Raw genomic sequence first — 15513 nt, forward strand, 5'->3', positions numbered from 1 at the left:
CCCGCTACCGGTGGCCCGCCATCCGCTCCAGCCGGGCGATGCGCTCGGCCATCGGCGGGTGGGTCGAGAAGAGCCGGGCACCCGCCTCGCCGGGGCGGAACGGGCTGGCGATCATCATGTGGCTGGCCGTCTGGAGCTGCGGCTCGGGCGGCAGCGGCAGCCGGCGGGTGCCGGCGTCCAGCTTGCGCAGGGCGCTGGCCAGGGCGATCGGGTCCCCGGTGATCCGGGCGCCGTCGGCGTCGGCCTGGTACTCGCGGGAGCGGCTGACCGCCAGCTGGATGAGCCCGGCCGCGAGCGGGCCGAGGATCATGATGGCGAGCAGGCCGAACAGGCCCGGCCCGTCGTCGTCGTCGCTGCGGCCGAACGGGATCAGCCAGGCGAAGTTCACCAGGAACATCACCACCGAGGCGAGCGCCCCCGCGACCGAGGAGATCAGGATGTCCCGGTTGTAGACGTGGCTCAGCTCGTGCCCGAGCACGCCCCGCAGCTCCCGCTCGTCCAGCAGCTGCAGGATGCCGTCGGTGCAGCAGACCGCGGCGTTGCGCGGGTTGCGGCCGGTGGCGAAGGCGTTCGGGGCGGGCGTCGGCGACAGGTAGAGGCGGGGCATCGGCTGGCGGGCCGAGGTGGAGAGCTCGCGGACGATCCGGTACAGCCGGGGCGCCTCGATCTCGCTGACCGGGCGGGCCCGCATGGCCCGCAGCGCCAGCTTGTCGCTGTTCCAGTAGGCGTAGGCGTTGGTGCCGAGGGCGACCACCAGGGCGATCACGAAGCCGGTTCGGCCGAAGAAGCTGCCGATCACCAGGATCAGCGCCGAGAGGCCGCCGAGCAGGACGGCGGTCCTCAGTCCGTTGTGCCGGCGGTGCACGTCAGGCCCTCCAGTGGTGCGGTGGGGAAGCCCTTTCTGCCTCGTCCCTCTTGCCCGGTCAACGGGCGGGGACCAGGGCCTTGTTCCCCCTGACCGGCGTCGCACCGCCGCGGCGCCGGCACCCCGTGACGAGGGCCGCCCGGCCCCGCCCGCGCCGGAGCACCGGTGCGGGCGGGGCGGGACCGACCGAGGTCGGCTAGGGGCGTGTCTTTCGGATCACGCCAGGCGGTCGCCGCCGGGGCACGCACTCCCCCAGCCTTCGGCCGGGGGTACCCCCACGCCGGCTTCTCGTCAGTCGCCGATGCTCCGCATGGACTCCCTCCTCGGCGCCGCCGATGCACGCACCCCAACGACGCCCGCTGATCCGACGTGATCCGAAAGACACGCCCTAGAAGAGGGAGCCGCCCGCGACCTGGAGGACGAGCTGGGGGGCGAGCGAGAGGACCACGGCCACCGAGGCGGTCAGGCCCAGCGTCGCGGTCAGGCCGACCGGCAGGCGCCGCTCGTCGCCGGCCCCGCCCGCCGCCCCGCCCGCCGCCTCGTCCGCCGTCGCCGGGGCGAAGATCCGGGCGGTCCAGAGCAGGTAGTAGTACAGGGCGACGACCACGTTGGCGGCCATCACGACGGCCAGCCAGCCGAGCCCGGCGTCGACGGCCGCGCGGAACACCACGACCTTGCCGAACAGGCCGATCACGCCGGGCGGCAGCCCTGCCAGGCAGAGCAGGAAGAAGGCGAGCGCCAGGGCCGTCCAGCGGCGGCGGGCGAACAGGCCGCGGAAGTCGTCCACGCTGGTCCCGGCCCGGCGGCCGACCGCCGCCACCACGCCGAACGCACCGAGGTTGACCACGCCGTAGATCAGCGCGTACGCGGCGGTGGCGCCGAGCGGGTCGGCGCCGGTGGGCGCGTAGCCCGCGGCGGCCAGCGGCACCAGCAGGTACCCGGCCTGGCCGACGGAGGACCAGGCCAGCAGCCGCACCGCGCTGTAGCGGGTGTCGAAGCGCTGGCGCAGCGCGCCGACGTTGCCCACCGTCATGGTGACGGCGGCGAGCACCGCGAGCACCAGGCCCCAGGTGTGCGCGTACGGGCGGAAGGCGATGGTGGTGGCGAGCGCGAGGCCGGAGAGGCCGGCCGCCTTGCCGACCACCGAGAGGTAGCCGGCCACCGGCAGCGGGGCGCCGGTGTAGGTGTCCGGCACCCAGAAGTGGAACGGCACGGCGGCGACCTTGAAGGCGAAGCCGACCAGGGTCAGCACGGCGCCCGCCTCGGCGAGCGGCCTGAGCTGGGCGGGGGCGTGCTCCAGGCCCTGCGCGACGGCGGCCAGGTGGAGGCTGCCGCCGGCCGCGTAGACGAACCCGATGCCGAGCAGCATCACGGCGGTCGCGGTGACGGAGGAGACGAAGAACTTGAGCGCGGCCTCGGCCCCCCGGCCGTCCCGGCGCAGCGCGACCAGGGCGAAGGCCGGCAGCGAGGCGACCTCCAGCGCGATCACCATGGTGGCGAGGTCCCGGGAGGCCGGCAGCAGCGCGGCGCCGGTGGCGCTGGAGAGCAGCAGGAACCAGTACTCGCCGCCGGGCAGCCGCTCCTCCTCGACGGTGTGCGCCGAGAGCAGGGCGGCGATCAGGGCGCCGCCGAGCGCGAGCAGCTGGAACACCAGGGCGAAGTGGTCGGCGACGTACGAACAGCCGGCGCTGTCAGTGGCGCCTGCTACGTTCTGCACACAGAAGGTCGCCCGGGGTGATCCCCCGGTCAGGGGGAGGAGCGCGATGAGGGCGAGGGCGAGTCCGGCGGCGGTGAGGCGGCCGAGCCACTTCCTGTGCCGCTCGGGCAGGAACAGGTCGGTGACCAGGACGGCGACGGCCGCCACGGCGGCGATCAGCGGGGGCGCGATCGCCACCCAGTCCACGGACTGGATCAGGCTGCCCGGGTTGGCTACGGCGAGGGAGGTCACAGTGTGCTGCCCCGTGGAGTGAGGTCCGAGTGCGGCGGTCTGGGCTCCGAGCACGGTCAGCCACCTCCGAGGAGGTGCTTGACGGCGGGGTCGGAGAGGCCGAGCAGGAGCGCGGGCCAGAGGCCGGCGAGCAGGGTGAGGGCGGCCAGCGGCGTCCAGCTGACGGCCTCGTACGGGCGCAGGTCGGCGACCTGCGCCACCGGCGCGGGCTGCTCGGGGTCGCCCATGCAGACGCGCCTGACCACGATCAGCAGGTAGGCGGCGGTGAGGAGGGTGCCGAGGCCGGCCAGGACCATGTAGGTGACGAACGCGGGCCTCGACAGGCCCTCGGCCGGGTCGAACGCGCCGAACATGGCGAGCAGCTCGCCCCAGAACCCGGCCAGACCGGGCAGGCCCAGGCTGGCGACGGCGGCGAAGGCGAGCAGTGCGCCGATCCGCGGCGCCCGCCCGTACAGGGCGGCGCCGGTGGCTCCCGAGAGGGTGTCCAGGTCCGCCGTGCCGTAGCGGTCCTTGACCGCGCCGACCACGAAGAACAGCAGGCCGGTGATCAGCCCGTGCGCGATGTTGGCGAACAGCGCGCCGTTGACGCCCGCCGGGGTGAGGGAGGCGATGCCCAGCAGGACGAAGCCCATGTGGCCGACGGAGGAGTACGCGATCAGGCGCTTGAGGTCGCCCTTGGCGCCGGGGCGGGCGAGTGCCAGGCAGGCCAGCGAGCCGTAGACGATGCCGACGGCGGCGAACGCGCCCAGGTAGGGGGCGAGCGTGGCGGTGCCGTCCGGGACGACCGGGAGGAGGACGCGGACCAGGCCGTAGGTGCCCATCTTCAGCAGCACGCCGGCCAGCAGCACCGAGCCGACGGTCGGGGCGGCGGTGTGCGCGTCCGGGAGCCAGCTGTGCAGCGGCCAGGCGGGGGCCTTGACCGCGAGCCCGACCATGATCGCCAGCGCGGCGACGACCTGGGTGGTGTGGCTCAGGCCTGCGCCGTGCGCGGCGGCCAGGGCCTGCATGTCGAAGGTTCCGGCCTTGCTGCCGACCAGCAGGAAGCCGAGCAGCATCACGGCCGAGCCGAGCAGCGTGTACAGGATGAACCGGTTGGCGGCCGGGGCCTTCGCACCGCTCCCCCAGCGGGCGATCAGGAAGTACATCGGGATCAGCACGATCTCGAAGGCCAGGAAGAAGAGCAGGAGGTCCAGCACGGCGAAGGTCGCGAGCATGCCGACCTCGAGCAGCAGGAACAGGCCGACGAAGGAGCGCGCCGAGGGGACGCCCTCCCCCGAGGGCAGGCGCTTCTCCGAGTACAGCGCGCAGAGGAAGGTGAGCAGCGCGGTCAGCACGATCAGCGGCAGCGAGACGCCGTCCACGCCGAGGTGCAGGCGCACGTCCAGGGCCGGGATCCAGGCCACGTCGGTGGTGGCCTGCATCCGGGCGGGCTCGTCCTGGTCGAAGCCCGCCGCCAGGGCGACGGCGAGCAGCAGCACCGCGCCGGTGAGGACGCTGTTCAACCGCAGCGCCCGCCGGTCGGCGGCGGCCGGCTCCGGGCCGAACACCGGCGCCAGGGTGAGCGCGGCGCCGAGCAGCGGCAGCACCAGGAGGGCGATGAGGACTGCGTTCATCGGGGGCTCCTACGGGCGGCGGTCGGCATCGGGGGGAGGTGGTGGGGCATCCGGCTACACCGCCACCAGGACGGCCAGCAGGACGACGCCGGCGAGCAGGGCGCTGAGGTAGGTCTGCGCGTTGCCGGTCTGCGCGAGCCGGACGGCCCGGCCGAGCAGGTTGGCACCGACCCCGGTGCCGCGCACGTAGGTCTCGACGACCTCGCGGTCGAGGAAGCGGACCAGTCCGGCGGCGGCGGTCACCGGTCGGACGAACAGCACGTGGTACAGCCGGTCGACGCCGAAGCCGCGCCGGGCCGGGCCGAACAGCGGACCGAGCAGGGTGCGCCCGGGGTCGGCGACGACCACGTCGGCGACCGGGGCTCCCGCCTGCCCGGGCACCGTCGCCCGGCCGGTGCTCTGCCGGGAGGTCGCCGAGCGCCAGGCGCCGTACGCCGCGAGCAGACCGATCACGGCGAGCCCGGTGCCGATCACCGCGGTGACCGCGGAGGGCCGCAGCGAGCCGCCGTCCAGCAGCGCGGGCAGCCAGTCCGAGCGGACCCCGGCGATGCCGAAGCCCATGGTCGGCACCGCCAGCACCCAGAGCGGCCAGCGCATCGCGGGCGGTTCGGGGCTGGCCGGGTCGGCCTCGTCGAGCTCGGGCGAGTACGGGGCGCCGGCCTCGTGGTCGGCCACCACCGAGGCGGCGTCCGGGGCGGGCACGACCTCCGGTGCCTTCGCGGCGGCACCGGTCGGGCTGTGGAACGCGACCAGGAACAGCCGTGCCGCGTACGCGGCGGTGAGCAGCGCGGTGAGCGCGGCCGAGACCAGCACGATCCAGCCGGCCGCCTCCGGGACGGCCGAGGACGGGCCGAGCCCGTTGGTGAGCGCCTCGCCGTCGGCGGCGTGCTCGGCGGCGGTCAGCACCGCCTCCTTGCTGAAGAAGCCGGAGAACGGCGGCAGCCCCACCAGGGCGACGAGCCCGATGCCCATCGTCCAGTAGGCGTCCGGGACGCGCTTGCGCAGCCCCGGGATCCGGGACATCGCGGAGATCGAGTTGGTGTGCGCGGCGTGGATCACCACACCGGCGGCCAGGAACAGCAGCGCCTTGAACGCGCCGTGGCTGACCAGGTGGAAGACGGCGGCCTCGCGGTCGCCGCTGGCCAGCGCCCCGGCCATGTAGCCGAGCTGGCCGACGGTGGAGTAGGCGAGCACCCGCTTGAGGTCGTCCTGGGCGAGCGCGCAGACAGCCGACCCGATCATCGTCACGGCGGCCATCACCGCGAGCACGACCAGCGCCGCGCCCGAGAGCAGGAACACCGGCAGCAGCCGGGCGACCAGGTAGATGCCGGCCGCGACCATGGTGGCGGCGTGGATCAGCGCGGAGACCGGCGTCGGGCCGGCCATCGCGTCCGGGAGCCAGGTGTGCAGCGGGAACTGCGCGCTCTTGCCGGCCACGCCGGCGAGCAGCAGCAGCGCGATCAGCGTCGGGTGGCCGAGCCGCCCGTCGGTGGCGGCGGCCAGCACGTCGGTGATCCGGAAGCTGCCGGCGTCCGCGCCGAGCAGGAAGATCCCGAACAGGAACGGCACGTCGCCGAGCTTGGTGACCAGGAAGGCCTTCAGCGAGGCCGAGCGGGCGTCCTCGGTCTCCCAGTGGTGGCCGATCAGGAAGTACGAGCAGATGCCCATGACCTCCCAGCCGACCAGCAGCACGATCAGGTCGCCGGAGTAGACGACCAGGAACATCGCCGCGGTGAACAGCGAGACCAGCGCCGCGTAGGACGGGTAGCGCGGGTCCTTCTTCAGGTACGCCGTCGAGTAGACCTGCACGCAGGTGGCGACGAGGCCGACCAGCACGGAGATCAGCGAGCTGTAGCCGTCCAGGTGGAGGGCGAGCCCGATGTCCGGGCCACCGGTCGGGGTGAGCCGCGTGGCCGCGTCGAGGGACTGACCGGTGCCGAGCTGGAGCGCGACCACCAGGGCGAGCACGCCCGAGACGGCGACCGGCACGATCGCCAGCGGAGGGGCCAGCCCGGGGGCCTTGCGGCCGACGCTCAGCGTCGCGGCGGCACCGAGCGCGGGCAGCACGGGAACGAGGACGGGCAGGGCGAGGTTCATGCGGCGGCCTGGCCCTTCAGCGCCTCGGCTCCGGCCGGCGCCTCCTCGGCGAGCGGCTCGGCCGGGTCGCCGAGCGCGGTGGCCCGGTCGATGTCGGCGGTGCCCCGGGCCCGGAAGAGCAGCAGGACGATGGCGAGCCCCAGGCCGATCTCGGCGGCGGCGAGGGTGATGGTGAACAGGGTGAGCGCCTGACCGGCGTGCAGCGAGTCGTGCAGCCAGGTGTCGAAGGCGACCAGGTCGAGGTTGACGGCGTTGAGCATCAGCTCGACGGACATCAGCACCAGGACGGCGTTGCGCCGGGCGAGCACGCCGTACACGCCGACGCCGAACAGCAGCGCGGCGAGGACGACGGGGTAGGCGAGGTGCATCAGCCCTCCTGCTCAGAGGTGGTCGCGGCGGGGGCCTCCGGGGCCGGCCGGGGCACCGTCGCGGCGACGGTCCCGTTCGACCCGACGGGCCGCCCGGCGCGCAGCCGGCCCGCCCGCGGCGCCGGCACCCGGCGCCCGGAGCCGCGCGACAGCACGATCGCGCCGACCAGCGCCGCGAGCAGCAGCACGGACAGCGCCTCGAAGGGCAGCACCCAGTGGCGGAACAGGCTCTCCCCGGTGACGGCGGCCGAGCCGCCGCCCGCGCCGAGGTCGATCCAGGAGGTCCGGAAGGCGTCGACGACCAGCGTCACCAGCGTCCCCGCCGTGGCCAGCGCCACGACCAGGGCCACCCAGCGGTTCTTGGAGTCGGCGTCCGGTGAGCGTCCGATCGGCGCCTTGGTGAGCATCAGCCCGAACAGCACCAGGACGACCACCGAGCCGAGGTAGATCAGCACCTGCACCCAGGCGATGAACTCGGCGGTGAGCAGCAGGAACTCCACCGCCAGCCCGCCGAGCGCGACGACCAGCCAGAGCGCGGCGTGGACCAGCTGCTTGGTGGTGACGGCGACCACGGCGGAGCCGAGCACGACGACGCCGACCAGCAGGAAGACGACCTCGACCCCGGTCGGGGACAGGAACGAACGGGCGGCCGGCTCCAGTGGACCGGTCGCCGCGAGCAGGGTGGCGGCGCTCATGCTCCCTCACCCTTCTCCTCGGCCGCGGCGGCTGCGGCCGCGAGCTTGTCCGCCGCCTTGCGCGCGGCGGCGATCTCCTTGGGCTCCTCGGCCGCCGGGTCCAGCGCCGGCGGCGCCGGGACGGTCCACATCCACTCGCGCAGCCGGTCCCGTTCGTGGGTCAGCTCCAGGATGTCGGTCTCGGCGTACTCGAACTCGGGCGACCAGAACAGCGCGTCGAAGGGGCACACCTCGATGCAGATCCCGCAGTACATGCAGAGCGAGAAGTCGATGGCGAAGCGGTCGAGCACGTTGCGGGTGCGGGCCCGGGCGTTCGGGTCGGCGGCGGGCAGCGTCTCCTTGTGGGAGTCGATGTAGATGCACCAGTCCGGGCACTCGCGCGCGCAGAGCATGCAGACGGTGCAGTTCTCCTCCAGCAGCGCGATGACGCCGCGCGAACGCGGCGGCAGCACCGGTTGCACGTCGGGGTACTGCGCGGTGACGCTCTTCTTCGTCATCGTCCGCAGCGTCACGGCCAGGCCCTTGGCGAGGCCGGCACCGGGGAAACTCATGAGATCGCCACCTTGATGACGCCGGTGAGGGCGAGCTGGACGAGGGCGAGCGGGATCAGCACGGTCCACGCGAAGCGCATCAGCTGGTCCTCGCGCAGACGCGGGTAGGTGACCCGCAGCCAGATGACCACGAAGGCCAGCGCGAAGGTCTTCAGGACCATCCAGAGCCAGCCGAGCTGGTCGGACATCGGGCCGTGCCAGCCGCCCAGGAACAGCACCGCGGTCAGCGCGGACACCACGAGGATGCCCACGTACTCGGACAGCAGGAAGAGCGCGAAGCGCAGGCCGGTGTACTCGGTGTACGCGCCGAAGATGATCTCGGAGTCGGCCACCGGCATGTCGAACGGCGGGCGCTGCAGCTCGGCCAGGCCGGCCGTGAAGAACACGAACGCGCCGATGAGCTGCCAGGGCAGCCAGTACCACTGCCAGGTGTCGAGGATCCCGGGCAGCGAGAGGGTGCCGGCGGCCATCGCCACCGAGGCCGCCGCCAGCACCATCGGCAGCTCGTAGGACATCAGCTGCGCGGCCGTGCGCAGACCGCCGAGCAGCGAGAACTTGTTGGCCGAGGCCCAGCCGGCCATCAGCTTGCCGATCACGCCGACGCCCATCACGGCCAGCACGAAGAACAGGCCGGCGTCGATCGCCTGGCCGACGAAGCCGTCCGGGCCGACCGGGATCGCCAGCAGCACGAACAGGTACGGCAGCAGCGAGACGGCGGGCGCCAGCTGGAAGATCCGGCGGTCCGCCCCGGCCGGGACGATGTCCTCCTTCTGCGCGAACTTCACGCCGTCGGCGACGAGCTGCGCCCAGCCGTGGAAGCCGCCCGCGTACATCGGGCCGAGCCGGCCCTGCATGTGCGCCATGACCTTGTGCTCGGTCTGGCCGATGACCAGCGGGAAGACCAGGAAGACGACCAGGGTGGCGACGCAGCGCAGCACCGTGTCGAGCAGGTTCACGCGCCGTCTCCGTCCTGGTCGGCCGGTCGGGCCGGGGTCTCGTCCTGCTCGTCCCGCTCGGCCTGCGCGCCCGCGGGCTCCGCCGGCGCCGCGGGCCCGGAAGGCTCGGCGTGGGCGGGCACCGGGTTGTGCCAGGGCGCGTCGGAGGACTGGGTCCGCGCGGGCGCCGGCCGTCCGGCCTTGGGCTCGGCGGCCTCGGCGGCCTCGGCGGCCTCAGCGGGCACAGCCGGCCCGGCGGGCGCAGCGGCCTCGGCAGGGGCACCGGCGGCCGGTGCCGCGGTCGGCTCCGCCGCCGTGGGCTCCGCGGCCTGGCTGACCGACCCGGCCGAGACCGACCTGGTCCGCCGCGGCCGGTCGGCCCGCAGCGGCGCACCCTCGGCGCCGGCGGCCGCGCCCTCGGCACCGGCGGTCGGCTCCCCGGCCTGGCTCGCCGATCCCTCGGCCACCGACCTGGTCCGCCGCGGCCGGTCCGCCCGCACGGGCGCGCCCTCGGCGCCGGCGCCACCGGCAGCGGCAGCGGCCGCCCGGGGCGTCCGCGCCGCCGCGCCCGCCGCCCGCGCACCGCGCGCGGGCCGCTCGGCGACCGGCGGCAGGGTGCCCTTGAGCGGCCCCCACTCGTTCGGGTCCGGCACACCGGGCGGCTGCATCTTGCGCCGGACCGGCCCGTCGCCGTGGTCCGACTCGCCCGGCTCCTTGGCGCCCGGCCAGGCCTTGGCGACCCGGGCCGCGAGCACGAACTCCTTGCGCAGCGGGTACCCCTCGAAGCCGTCCGGCAGCAGCAGGGTGGCCAGGTAGGGGTGCCCGGGGAAGTCGATGCCGAACATCTCGTGGGTCTCGCGCTCGTGCCAGGCGGCGCCCGCGTAGACCGGGACGGCCGTCGGCAGCGAGGCCGCGTCCCGCGGCACCCTGGTGCGCAGCGCCAGGTGGCGGACGGCGCCCGCGGTGTCGGCGGAGGCGAGGTGCGCGACGACGGAGAAGCCGTCGGCGAGCTCGTCGACGGCGCTCAGCCAGTCGAAGTAGCGCAGGCCCAGCACGTCGCGGACGCTGGTGAGCGCCTCGGTCCAGTGCTCGGCCGGCACGTCGACGGTGATCAGCCCGTAAGCCTCGGCGCCGGTCGCCCACTCCCCGACCGACGCCGCGTACTGCTCGGCGGGATTCACGAGGCTCCCCCTTCGGGCGAGGTCTCCGTCGGGACCGGCCGGTCCTGCGGCGCGCCGGGCCCCGCGACGAGCGGGCGGCGCAGCGCGGCGGCGGGCGCGGTGTAGCGGCCGGGCAGCGACTCGGCCGCGATCTTCTCCTGCAGCTTGAGGATGCCCTGCAGCAGCGCCTCGGGCCGCGGCGGGCAGCCGGGCACGTAGACGTCGACCGGGATGATCTGGTCGACGCCCTTGGTCACCGAGTAGGAGTCCCAGTAGGGGCCGCCGGAGTTGGAGCAGGCGCCGAAGGAGATGACGTACTTCGGCTCGGGCATCTGCTCGTAGAGGCGCTTGACGGCGGGGGCCATCTTGTCGGTCACCGTCCCCGAGACGATCATCAGATCGGCCTGTCGGGGGCCGGGCGCGAACGGGATGACTCCCATCCGGATGAAGTCGTGCTTGGCCATGGACGCGGCGATGAACTCGATCGCGCAGCAGGCCAGGCCGAAGTTGAAGCACCACAGGCTGTAGCGGCGCCCCCAGTTGAGCACCACCTTGACCGGGTCCGGCGCGAGCCGGGCCAGCGGGCCGATGGCGCGGCGCTCGACGGCGCCGGGGCGCGACGGGTCCGGCAGGCCGAGCGGGACGGGCCCGCCCTGGGCGCCGTGCGAGTGGTTGTGCGTCACGTCCATTCCAGAACGCCCTTCTTCCAGGCGTAGAGCAGGCCGACCGCGAGGAAGCCGATGAAGAGGAACATCTCGACCAGCGTTCCGGCGCCGTACCCGGCGGAGGCGAAGACCGTCGCCCACGGGAACAGGTAGATCGCGTCCACCGCGAAGATCACGTAGAGGAAGGCGTACACGTAGTAGCGGATCTGGGTGTGCGCCCAGTCCTCGCCCACCGGGTCCACGCCGCACTCGTAGGCGAGGAGCTTCTCGGGCGAGTACACCGCCGGCCGCAGCAGACGGTTGGCGGTGAACGCCACGATGACGAAGAGCACCCCGATGACGGCCAGCAGACCCATCGCGGCGTACGCGTCGAAGTAGCCGCCGCCGACCGCCGGGTCGGCCGCGACGGCAGCCGTGTGCCGCCCCTCCATGCCTTCGCCCTCCACCTCGGCCGTGAACAGCCCTCGCGGCAGTTCTCCGACGTTTCCTCGCACGGTCATAACCATGGCCAATGCGTGAGTCTAAGGGGACGGCTCCGCTCCGCCCGAACCCTGCCCGCTCCGCAAGACGTCCGGTGGACACCCCGGTGAACACCAGGGAGTGGCCCGACGACCAGGGGAGGGGTAGGGATAACCCCCGTCCCGGAAGATGTATCACCCCCATGGCCCCCACCGCCCCCGGTTCGGGAAGCTTGGTCCACCAGCTCGACCGAGAGGGACGGTAGATCCAGATGAAGCCTCCGCACCGACGCGCCGTCGACGCCATCAGGGAGCAGGACGCGCGCATGGAGCGCCCGCCGCTGTACGGCGCACGGATGTGGCGGCAGGCCGGGCACCTGATGCTCAACCTGCCGCTCGGCATCGCCGGCTTCACGTTCGCCGTCGTCATGGTCTCGACCGGCCTGGGGTTGGCGGTCACCGTGATCGGCCTGCCGCTGCTGGCCGCCGGGCTGGCCGGCTGCCGCGCCCTCGGCGGGCCGGCCCGCCGCCGGGCCCGGTCCGCGTACGGCTCCGACATCCACGAGCCGGAGCCGGTGCGGCGGCGCCGGCCGGGGATGGTCGGCTTCACCACCGCCCACCTGACCGACCTGCTGAGCTGGCGCTCCACCCTCTACAACGTGCTGATGCTGCCCTGGGGCATCCTGAGCTTCACGCTGACCCTGGTCTCGATCATCGCACTTTTCCCGGTGCTGCCCTGGGTGGTCCGGATGCTGGCCGCGACGGACCGGATCCTGGTCGAGGCGCTGCTCTTCCCGGGCGCGCTGGCCGAGCGGGTGCGCGAGCTGGAGGACGACCGCGGCACGGTGGTCGACACCGCCGCCGCCGACCTGCGCCGGATCGAGCGCGACCTGCACGACGGCGCCCAGGCCCGGCTGGTCGCGCTGGCCGTGGACCTCGGCATGGCCAAGGAGCGGCTGCGCGAGGTCGAGAGCGAGGACGACGTGCGCGCGGCCACCAGGATGGTCGACAACGCGCACGGCGAGGTGAAGCTGGCCCTGCAGGAGCTGCGCGACCTGGCCCGGGGCATCCACCCGGCGGTGCTCACCGACCGCGGCCTGGACGCCGCGTTGTCCGCGGTCGCCGCCCGCTGCACGGTGCCGGGCGGGGTGAAGGTGAACGTCGACCTGGGGGAGGCGGACGGCCCGGCCGGGCGCCCGGACTCGGCGGTCGAGGGCATCGCCTACTTCACCGTGAGCGAGCTGCTCACCAACGTCTCCAAGCACGCCGGCGCCACGACCGCGTCGGTCGACGTCTGGCGCTCGGACGACCAGCTGATGGTGCTGGTCCAGGACGACGGCAGGGGCGGCGCGGCCCCGTACCCGGGCAGCGGCCTGGCGGGGCTGGCCGAGCGGGTCCGCGCGGTGGACGGGGTCTTCCTGGTGGAGAGCCCCGAGGGCGGCCCGACCAGCGTGACCGTGGAGCTGCCCTGGCGCACCCGCACGGGCCGCCACTGAGCACCGCCGCCGCCTGCCCGGAGCTCCCCCGCACGCCCGGAGCCCCGCCCGGAGCCTCCGGACACGGCCGGGCGCCGGGACCCCGTCGAGGCAGTGACGGGGTCCCGGCGCCGTCCGGTGCGGCGGCCGGTCCGCGGAACCCTTGCGCGGCGTGCGGCCCGGCCGGGCCGTCCCGGGTCTAGGGGGTCTGCAGCGTGCCGAGGGTGACGTCGGCCGTCTGGCTCTTGCCGTCCCGGGTGTAGGTGACGGTGACCTTGCTGCCGGGGGTGAGCGAGGCGAGCGCGGTGGTGAGCGCGTTCAGCGAGTCGATCGGGGTGTCCCCGATCCTGGTGATGACGTCACCGGGCTGCAGCCCCGCCGCGGCGGCCGGGCCACCCGGGGTGACCGCCACGATGACCGCGCCGGCCGGCTGGAACTGCTGGTCGAAGCTGGTCCGGGCGGTGATGCCGAGCGCGGCCCGGCCGGAGTTGGTGACCTTGCCCTGCTTGATCAGCTGGTCGGCGATGCTGGTGACGGTCGAGGCCGGGATGGCGAAGCCGATGCCGGGCGCGGCCGCGCCGCTGGCCTCGGGCTCGGTGGCCGCGAGGGTGTTGATGCCGATCACCTGGCTGGCCAGGTTGACCAGCGCGCCGCCGCTGTTGCCCGGGTTGATGGCCGCCGAGGTCTGCACCATGTTGCCGATGGTGGCGCCGGGCGATCCCGAGCCCTGGGGCTCGGAGACGGTCCGCGCGGTGGCCGAGACGATGCCCTCGGTGACGCTGCTGGCGAGGCCGAGCGGGCTGCCCATGGCGAGGGTGATCTGGCCGAGCTGCACCTTGCGGGAGTCGCCGAAGACGGCCGGCTTGAGGCCGCCGGGCGAGCCGTTCAGCTTGATCACCGCGAGGTCGGACTCGGGGTAGCTGCCGACCAGGGTGGCGTCCAGCGACTTGGTGCTGTTGGCGAGGGTGACGGTGAAGGTGGTCGCGGTGCCGACCACGTGGGCGTTGGTGACGATGTCGCCGGCGGTGTCGTAGACGATCCCGGAGCCGAGGCTGTCGCCGGTGGTGATCTGCACCACCGAGGGCAGCACGTCGGCGATCACCTTCTGGTAGGAGTCCTGCAGCTGGTCGCCGGCGCCGGGGAGCTGCCCGGGCGACCCGGAGGCCGACCCGGCCGGGGACGGACCGGAGGACGAGCCGGCCGCCGCGGAGGAGGGCGAGGACGAGGAGGAGCCGCTGCTGCACGCGGCCAGCGCCAGGGCGGTCAGCACGGCCACCGCACCCGGCGCCAGCGCCCGGCGGCGGCGGGCGGCCCCGATGACGGCCGCCCGGACGGCGGTGCGATCGGCGGTGCGACGGGCCTTGGGCCCGGTCGGCCGCGGTCCGGCCGGCAGCGGGCGGGTGTGTTCCTTCTTTCGGCTCACCTGGCTGCCTCCGATCCGTCACGGCGCTGAGAGCACGGAAATCTTTGTCAGCATTTCACCGATTTGTCCGAATCCACGGCCCGACGCGCCCGCCATTCGAAGGAATCCGAACGCCCTAGGATTCTGGGCATGACTTGGTTGATCACCGGCGGTGCCGGATACATCGGCGGGCACGTCGTCCGCCAGCTGCTCGACGCCGGTGAGCGCGTCGCGGTCCTCGACGACCTCAGCACCGGCGACGCCTCCCGCCTCCCGGAGGGCGTCGCCCTGGTGAAGGGCTCCACCCTGGACCGGGCCGCCCTGGACGCCGCCATCCGCGAGCACGCGGTCGAGGGCATCCTGCACTTCGCCGCCAAGAAGCAGGTCGGCGAGTCGGTCGAGCAGCCGTTCTTCTACTACCGCGAGAACGTCATCGGCCTGCAGACCGTCCTGGAGGCCGCCGCCGAGGGCGGGGTCAAGCGGTTCCTGTTCTCCTCGTCCGCCGCCGTCTACGGCATGCCGGACGTCGACCTGGTCACCGAGTCCACCCCCTGCGCGCCGATGAGCCCGTACGGCGAGACCAAGCTCGCCGGCGAGTGGCTGGTCGCCGCCGCCGGGAAGGCGTACGGCATGTCCACCGTGGCGCTGCGCTACTTCAACGTGGCCGGCGCGGCCTCCCCCGAGCTCTCCGACGCCGGGGTCTTCAACCTGATCCCGATGGTCTTCGAGCGGCTCACCGCCGGTCAGGCGCCGCGGATCTTCGGCGGCGACTACCCCACCCCGGACGGCACCTGCGTCCGCGACTTCATCCACGTCTCCGACATCGCCTCGGCGCACGTCGCGGCCGCCAAGCGGCTGGCCGCCGACCCTGCCGGCGAGACCGCGCTGGTGCTCAACATCGGCCGCGGCGAGGGCGTCAGCGTCAAGGAGATGCTGGAGGTGATCGGCGAGGTCACCGGCTACGACACCACCGCCGAGGTGACCCCGCGCCGCCCCGGCGACCCGGCCCGGGTGGTGGCCTCCGCCGACCTGATCCGGCGCGAGCTGGGCTGGAACGCCCGCCACGGCGTGACGGAGATGGTCTCCTCCGCGTGGGAGGGCTGGTGCAGCCGCCACCCCGAGGCCCGCAAGGCCTGACGCAGGGCCCCGGGCCGGGCCCGGCCTGACGTCCTCCACCGCGGCGGGGGGGGGCCGGCCCCCCCCCCCCCCCCGGCGCCGCGGGCCGGGGCGGCCGGCCCCGCGCCGGCGGCCCCCGCGGGCCCCCCCCCGGGCGGGGGGCCG

The 15513-nt window shown here is 74.1% G+C and carries 14 protein-coding genes; 2 read left to right on the forward strand and 12 right to left on the reverse strand.

Going from position 1 to position 15513, the window contains the following annotated elements; genetic code table 11:
* Window positions 1-4 precede the first annotated feature (4 nt).
* The 11 genes from htpX to ACIA8Q_RS09620 form a co-directional block, all read right to left on the reverse strand.
* Complete coding sequence (gene htpX / locus ACIA8Q_RS09570; RefSeq protein ID WP_360219742.1) at window positions 5-865, reverse strand: zinc metalloprotease HtpX; 861 nt, start codon at window positions 863-865, stop codon at window positions 5-7.
* Window positions 866-1253: 388 nt separating this feature from the next.
* The gene (locus ACIA8Q_RS09575; protein WP_360219739.1) at window positions 1254-2813 is read right to left on the reverse strand and encodes an NADH-quinone oxidoreductase subunit N; all 1560 of its coding nucleotides are present in this window, start codon (window positions 2811-2813) and stop codon (window positions 1254-1256) included.
* A gap of 56 nt (window positions 2814-2869) precedes the next feature.
* Window positions 2870-4426, reverse strand: coding sequence for an NADH-quinone oxidoreductase subunit M (locus ACIA8Q_RS09580; protein WP_360219736.1), 1557 nt, complete (start codon window positions 4424-4426; stop codon window positions 2870-2872).
* A 54-nt stretch (window positions 4427-4480) separates the two neighbouring features.
* Window positions 4481-6523, reverse strand: a complete 2043-nt coding sequence (locus ACIA8Q_RS09585; RefSeq protein ID WP_396316964.1) for an NADH-quinone oxidoreductase subunit L — start codon at window positions 6521-6523, stop codon at window positions 4481-4483.
* Entirely contained in the window at window positions 6520-6891 is a 372-nt protein-coding gene (nuoK, locus tag ACIA8Q_RS09590) for an NADH-quinone oxidoreductase subunit NuoK (protein WP_360219730.1), read from the reverse strand. Before nuoK ends, ACIA8Q_RS09585 begins: the two co-directional genes overlap by 4 nt.
* Window positions 6891-7586: an NADH-quinone oxidoreductase subunit J gene (locus ACIA8Q_RS09595; protein ID WP_360219727.1), complete on the reverse strand. Its 696-nt coding sequence runs from the start codon at window positions 7584-7586 to the stop codon at window positions 6891-6893. Before ACIA8Q_RS09595 ends, nuoK begins: the two co-directional genes overlap by 1 nt.
* Window positions 7583-8137: an NADH-quinone oxidoreductase subunit I gene (locus ACIA8Q_RS09600; protein WP_360219724.1), complete on the reverse strand. Its 555-nt coding sequence runs from the start codon at window positions 8135-8137 to the stop codon at window positions 7583-7585. The genes ACIA8Q_RS09595 and ACIA8Q_RS09600 overlap by 4 nt, the downstream gene beginning before the upstream one ends.
* Window positions 8134-9093: an NADH-quinone oxidoreductase subunit NuoH gene (nuoH, locus tag ACIA8Q_RS09605; protein ID WP_387908027.1), complete on the reverse strand. Its 960-nt coding sequence runs from the start codon at window positions 9091-9093 to the stop codon at window positions 8134-8136. Before nuoH ends, ACIA8Q_RS09600 begins: the two co-directional genes overlap by 4 nt.
* The gene (locus ACIA8Q_RS09610) at window positions 9090-10253 is read right to left on the reverse strand and encodes an NADH-quinone oxidoreductase subunit C (RefSeq protein WP_396316965.1); all 1164 of its coding nucleotides are present in this window, start codon (window positions 10251-10253) and stop codon (window positions 9090-9092) included. The genes nuoH and ACIA8Q_RS09610 overlap by 4 nt, the downstream gene beginning before the upstream one ends.
* On the reverse strand, window positions 10250-10921 hold the full coding sequence (locus ACIA8Q_RS09615; protein ID WP_360219718.1) for an NADH-quinone oxidoreductase subunit B family protein: 672 nt from the start codon (window positions 10919-10921) through the stop codon (window positions 10250-10252). Before ACIA8Q_RS09615 ends, ACIA8Q_RS09610 begins: the two co-directional genes overlap by 4 nt.
* Window positions 10912-11253 carry an NADH-quinone oxidoreductase subunit A gene (locus ACIA8Q_RS09620; RefSeq protein WP_396316971.1) on the reverse strand — a complete coding sequence of 114 codons (342 nt, stop codon included), beginning with the start codon at window positions 11251-11253 and terminating at the stop codon, window positions 10912-10914. The genes ACIA8Q_RS09615 and ACIA8Q_RS09620 overlap by 10 nt, the downstream gene beginning before the upstream one ends.
* Window positions 11254-11681: 428 nt before the next feature.
* Here ACIA8Q_RS09620 and ACIA8Q_RS09625 point away from each other — a divergent pair, with 428 nt between their 5' ends.
* Window positions 11682-12851 carry a sensor histidine kinase gene (locus ACIA8Q_RS09625; RefSeq protein WP_387908072.1) on the forward strand — a complete coding sequence of 390 codons (1170 nt, stop codon included), beginning with the start codon at window positions 11682-11684 and terminating at the stop codon, window positions 12849-12851.
* A gap of 178 nt (window positions 12852-13029) precedes the next feature.
* Here ACIA8Q_RS09625 and ACIA8Q_RS09630 read toward each other — a convergent pair whose 3' ends face one another.
* Window positions 13030-14148, reverse strand: coding sequence for a trypsin-like peptidase domain-containing protein (locus ACIA8Q_RS09630; protein WP_360219797.1), 1119 nt, complete (start codon window positions 14146-14148; stop codon window positions 13030-13032).
* 234 nt (window positions 14149-14382) lie between these two features.
* Between ACIA8Q_RS09630 and galE the strand changes: the two genes are divergently transcribed.
* Window positions 14383-15369: a UDP-glucose 4-epimerase GalE gene (gene galE, locus ACIA8Q_RS09635; protein WP_360219715.1), complete on the forward strand. Its 987-nt coding sequence runs from the start codon at window positions 14383-14385 to the stop codon at window positions 15367-15369.
* Window positions 15370-15513: the final 144 nt, after the last annotated feature.

This window comes from Kitasatospora sp. NPDC051705, assembly GCF_044453265.1.
Taxonomy (GTDB): Bacteria; Actinomycetota; Actinomycetes; order Streptomycetales; family Streptomycetaceae; genus Kitasatospora.